The 4,154-nt window shown below is 46.2% G+C and carries 4 protein-coding genes; all 4 read right to left on the reverse strand.

Features of this window, described 5'->3' with window-relative positions; translation table 11 throughout:
- Nucleotides 1–464 precede the first annotated feature (464 nt).
- Nucleotides 465–1,709: a Zn-dependent hydrolase gene (locus tag KKC1_RS05940; protein WP_088553567.1), complete on the reverse strand. Its 1,245-nt coding sequence runs from the start codon at nucleotides 1,707–1,709 to the stop codon at nucleotides 465–467.
- Between the two features lie 14 nt (nucleotides 1,710–1,723).
- Nucleotides 1,724–2,614, reverse strand: a complete 891-nt coding sequence (locus KKC1_RS05945; protein ID WP_088553568.1) for a carbon-nitrogen hydrolase family protein — start codon at nucleotides 2,612–2,614, stop codon at nucleotides 1,724–1,726.
- 44 nt (nucleotides 2,615–2,658) lie between these two features.
- Nucleotides 2,659–3,642 carry an asparaginase gene (locus tag KKC1_RS05950; protein WP_088553569.1) on the reverse strand — a complete coding sequence of 328 codons (984 nt, stop codon included), beginning with the start codon at nucleotides 3,640–3,642 and terminating at the stop codon, nucleotides 2,659–2,661.
- Between the two features lie 140 nt (nucleotides 3,643–3,782).
- Nucleotides 3,783–3,911: a hypothetical protein gene (locus KKC1_RS17020; RefSeq protein WP_272946658.1), complete on the reverse strand. Its 129-nt coding sequence runs from the start codon at nucleotides 3,909–3,911 to the stop codon at nucleotides 3,783–3,785.
- Nucleotides 3,912–4,154 lie beyond the last annotated feature (243 nt).

Below are 4,154 nucleotides of genomic sequence, written 5' to 3' on the forward strand. Positions count from 1 at the left end.
AAGTCGCTCTTGTATTCTCCAAGAAACTTTATTCCCCCTTGGCTTGAAGTATTATAAAAAATTGAGTACAAAAATTGCTTGCTGGCATTTTTTTAGCACCCTGGGTTTTAGGGCCGTACACAGTACATTTGAGGTCTTCGTCACCCAGGGTGCAATAGGATACAGCCGAGAGGCCTCAATGACGCGGATGTGTGACCCCTCTGGGTGAAAACATTGCTTCTCAGGTTTTATGGATAGAGCAAAGTTTATCATTGAAGATGGAGGTTATGACCGGTTAAAGAACTAAGAAATAGTGAAATACTATAAGGCTCAACCTGTCATTCGTCTTAACTTGCGTAATGAAAAAGAACCGCCAGCAGGGTATTCCTCTAATGGTACACTACGCTGCTCGACGGTTTACAATACGGTTTGCTGGGGAAAATATAATTTGTTTTTTACAACACTTAAGGGAAACCGCTTTTTTGTCAAATAATCTTTAAGACCGAACTTAAGAGGACGCGGGTACAAACAGCAATATCCTCAAGCTCCGTATACTCCTGGGGGCAGTGGCTTAAACCTCCTTTACTAGGAGCAAATATCATCCCCACCGGGGTGATTTGGGCCATGATCTGCGCATCATGACTTGCCCCACTTATTATTTTACAGTAAGGTACGTTAACTTCTTCTGCTGCTGACGCAATTAGCTGTCTCATTTTTGCCGGTAGCATTACCGGCTCAATCCTGACTATTTCATTTATTTCATAACTAATCTCTCTCCGTTGACAAACTACCTTCACCGCGTCTTCAATCTTCTTCACGACTGTCTGTCGTCTCTGGACATCAATATCCCGAATGTCAACAGTCATTTTCACCTCCCCGGGGACAATATTGATACCGCCGGGTTTCACCTGCAGCCTGCCTACGGTGGCTACGGTGGACTTATCGGTTTCTCGGGCAATTTTTTCTACAGCAAGGACAATTTCGGCAGCGGCAGACAGTGCGTCTCGCCGCAGGTTCATTGGGGTGGTTCCGGCATGGTCTGCCCTGCCGGTGATTCTGATCGCCAACCAAACCGGAGCGGCAATTCCTTCCACGATACCGACCGGAATGTTCATAGAATCAAGTATAGCCCCCTGCTCAATGTGCATTTCAAAAAAGGCTTTGTAATAACCGGGCGGAACAACGCTAGCGGGGATTTTTTCCGGACTAAGACCCATTGATCTTAAGGCCTGGTAAAGAGTTATACCCGCCTCATCGTGGTGCTTATGTAAATCCTCCAGGGTAACCAAGCCTAACATGGCACGGCTTCCTAACATAACGGACCCGAAGCGGGCTCCTTCTTCTTCAACGAACACAATCACTTCAATTGGATGACGATGCGCAATATGATTTTCTACAATGGTTTGTACTACTTCTACAGCTGCTACAACCCCCAAATTGCCGTCAAACTTGCCGCCATTTTTGACCGTGTCAATATGGGAACCCATGGCTACTGCCGGTAATGTCCCATCAATACCTTCCAGGCGGCCGACCAAGTTTCCCACCGGATCCAAGCGGACCTTCATCCCTGCCTCTTCCAGCCACTCTTTTACCAAATTTTGTGCCTGGATATATTCTGGGGTAAAACTATAGCGGGTCCAACCACCTTGGGGATCACGGCCAAACTCCGCTAGGGCATCTAAACGCCTTTTCATCCGCATTGGGTCAATTTTCACCGTTACCCCATGCATATTTCAACCCTGCCCTATTTTGAAACTTGACTGTATATGAGGTCGCTGTAAAGTTCCGGTATGCGGTCAGCCAAAAACCCGAATGCTGAACGCCCTTTGATCAACACTTCCCTGGTGAGCACCGCGGTGATAACGCTTTCTCTGTTACAGTCAGCAACAGCTAAAATGTTCCCCAGTGGGTCTACAACCTTTGAATTCCCTAAACGTTCCCATACCCCCAGCATTGGACCCATGTCATGCCTGCCACACCCGTTGCAGCTTAAAAAGTATACTTGATTCTCCATAGCCCGGCAAACAGGGGTAATATCAAATATCCTCTCCTTACTGCCTATCAGGCCTACGCCGCCCTTGTCACCACCCTTCCACATGGAGCTGATAGCAATAATGATTTCAGCACCATTTACGGCCAATATTCTTATGGCTTCTGGGAAATACATATCGTAACAAATTGCAAGCCCAATTTGGCCCAAAGGTGTATGAAGTACCGTTCCCAATCGGCCGGAAGTAAAATAGAATTTTTCATATAACGGTAAGTGCATTTTGCGGGCAGCGCCCACAATTCCCCCAGGACCTACCAAAACCGCCGTATTATACATCTCGACCGGCCTTGCCAAACGTTCGGCCAGACCGAACACTACATAAACTCCCACTTCTTTGGCAGCCGTGATTATGCGGTGACTGGATTCCCCGTCTAAATCTTCCGCTCCTTTTTCCCAATAAGCAAGCTTACCTCCCGGTTCATGCCGGAAGAAACCGGAAACAGAAAGTTCGGGAAATACTATCAGGTCTATACCTTGTTTTCCCAATGCAATTATTTGGTCCACCATGTATGATACATTTTTTTCTTTGGCGGTAAATTCGTGGGGTGCAAACTGCACTAGGGCGACAGAAATTTGTTCGCGCATAAACTCACCCCATTTTTTCAAAAATTTTAGTTTACCTTTAGATATTAAGCATAAAAATGCTTTTCGAAATGATAGCGGATCTCATCCAGGCTTAAACCCGCCGATAAGAGTACCACCAGTTTTACCCGCGCTTTGGAAGTTGCCAGCCCGTCGCCAAAAATTGTCCCCAATTCCCATAAGTGCTTTTCCGCTCCTTGAAAACCGTATGTGCCTGTAAACAGCCTTCCGGCATGACAACGGCTGGTAATTACTACCGGAATACCCTTATTCACCGCTTTAGTAATGGCGGGTAAAGTTTTGGGTGGAACATGTCCGCCACCCAACGCCTGGATGACTATGCCCTTAATACCGGCATCAACAAGAAATTCTATCACACTTCCTTCGGAACCTAATCCTAGGTATACTGCCTCAACTTTGTCAACCAGTTGTTTAATAGGAAAAACTTCATGCCACAACTGATTTCGTAGCCAAACCACCCTGCCGTTGCTTATGGCTCCCAGGGGGCCAAATTCTGGGCTTCTAAAGGTATCGATCCTGCTGGTATGGGTTTTTACCACTTCCCGTGCCCCGTGTACTTCCGAATTGGCTACTACCAACACACCGTAGTTTTTTGCCTGGTCGTCAGCGGCTACCGTTATGGCATCCAACAGGTTCATCGGCCCGTCAGAACTTGGCAGCGAAGGATTTCGCTGGGCGGCGGTAAGTACTACAGGGATGGAAATTTCCAGAATAAGGTCCAAAAAATAAGCAGATTCCTCCAGCGTATCCGTACCCTGGGTTATCACCACGCCATCATAGCCTGCGGTTTCAGCTTCATTAATTTTCCGACCAAGTTCGACAAGGTCGGAAAACTGCAGAAAAGGGCTGGGAACATTTAACCACTGCTCGGCAGTAACATCAGCAACACTTTTAATTTCTGGCACGGCTCGCAACAAGTTTTGAGCATCTAGCGTGGGTTGAGCTAGGCCATTGTCATCTTTCGCCATGGCAATGGTCCCGCCAGTGGATATGAGTAGTATCTTTTTCATTTCATTACCTCCTCGTACCGCTGGTCTGAAGATTAAATCTCAATTAAGGATAAAAAACTTTATACAGAAATACCGGCAAATTGTTGGCAACGCTTACCGCCGCCCAATAATTTGCCGGTATTAAAATATGTTTTAATTTTTTAATCTTCAGAAACATCTTGGGACATATCTTCCGGCCGATACCACTTCCAGAGCACAACCATGGCAGTTATAAAAAAGATAACGCTTAACCAAAACCATATTGTCAACATCGCATTGCCGCCTATCATGTCAAACCCTCCTATCTCAATATTTTGTTTCTAACTCCCCCAAACTCTTTTTTTCGTAGAATTTGAGGGTTTTGCTACTCTATGTTTTGTAATGCTTTTTGCCAACAATGGCCTGATAAAATGCCACTGCCATGCTCTTATCTTTTCACCGGGCTTGATTAACAAATGAAGTGAGGTCTGGTCAAGGGCGGGCTCCGCCCGTTCATTTTACCCTTGACCAGGCCGAACGGAATAACTACAATT

The sequence above is a fragment of the Calderihabitans maritimus genome, assembly GCF_002207765.1.
GTDB classification, from domain to species: domain Bacteria; phylum Bacillota; class KKC1; order Calderihabitantales; family Calderihabitantaceae; genus Calderihabitans; species Calderihabitans maritimus.

What these genes read in the sequence shown, in the direction of transcription:
- KKC1_RS05940 (WP_088553567.1), bottom strand. Translation starts at nt 1,709, where the DNA reads ATGCATGGGGTAACGGTGAAAATTGACCCAATGCGGATGAAAAGGCGT.
- KKC1_RS05945 (WP_088553568.1), bottom strand. Translation starts at nt 2,614, where the DNA reads ATGCGCGAACAAATTTCTGTCGCCCTAGTGCAGTTTGCACCCCACGAA.
- KKC1_RS05950 (WP_088553569.1), bottom strand. Translation starts at nt 3,642, where the DNA reads ATGAAAAAGATACTACTCATATCCACTGGCGGGACCATTGCCATGGCG.
- KKC1_RS17020 (WP_272946658.1), bottom strand. Translation starts at nt 3,911, where the DNA reads ATGATAGGCGGCAATGCGATGTTGACAATATGGTTTTGGTTAAGCGTT.